The following is a 530-nucleotide window of genomic DNA, read 5'->3' on the forward strand; positions in this document are numbered from 1 at the left end:
ACCGTGAGCAGTACTCCTATGACCTGACCGAACAGCGCGTTGTTGCGCTCAGCCGCGAAACCGGAGAGACCGTGTGGAGTCTTGCGGGGGTCGGTGAATGCATAACAGCCGCGGTGCCGGCCAAACTCGTGAAGCGGCTGGTGCCCATGTGCCGGTGGAACTCGGGTCGACTGACTGTCTCCACGAAGGCGGACAAGGACAATCCCGACTTCACCTTTTCTCATCTTGATATGGATCTCATCGGGGTCGACGAACAGACCGGAAGAATTGACTGGACGGTTCCGCTCGGGGACGACCCGACGGCGGCCTTTGCGAAGGATTCAGCGTTTTACAGTCGCTCAACGCAACGACCTGTCGACGTCGGCGGAACGGTGGTGACTCTCGATTTGCTGACCGGCGTTCAATCGCTCGCGCCCAAGAAGGGGATTTATGCGTGTTCCACGTATCGGGACGGATTCTTGGCCGACCGGCCCGGAGACGGATCCGCCGATCTGGTCAGGGTCACTGCGGGGAGTGATATTTACCCGTGC

The 530-nt window shown here is 60.0% G+C and carries 1 protein-coding gene; it reads left to right on the forward strand.

What is annotated here, in order from left to right:
* Positions 1 to 530: hypothetical protein (locus JF66_RS24020; RefSeq protein WP_035880948.1), on the forward strand; the 530-nt coding region annotated here is incomplete at both ends.

The organism is Cryobacterium sp. MLB-32 (genome assembly GCF_000738085.1).
Lineage (GTDB): Bacteria > Actinomycetota > Actinomycetes > Actinomycetales > Microbacteriaceae > Cryobacterium.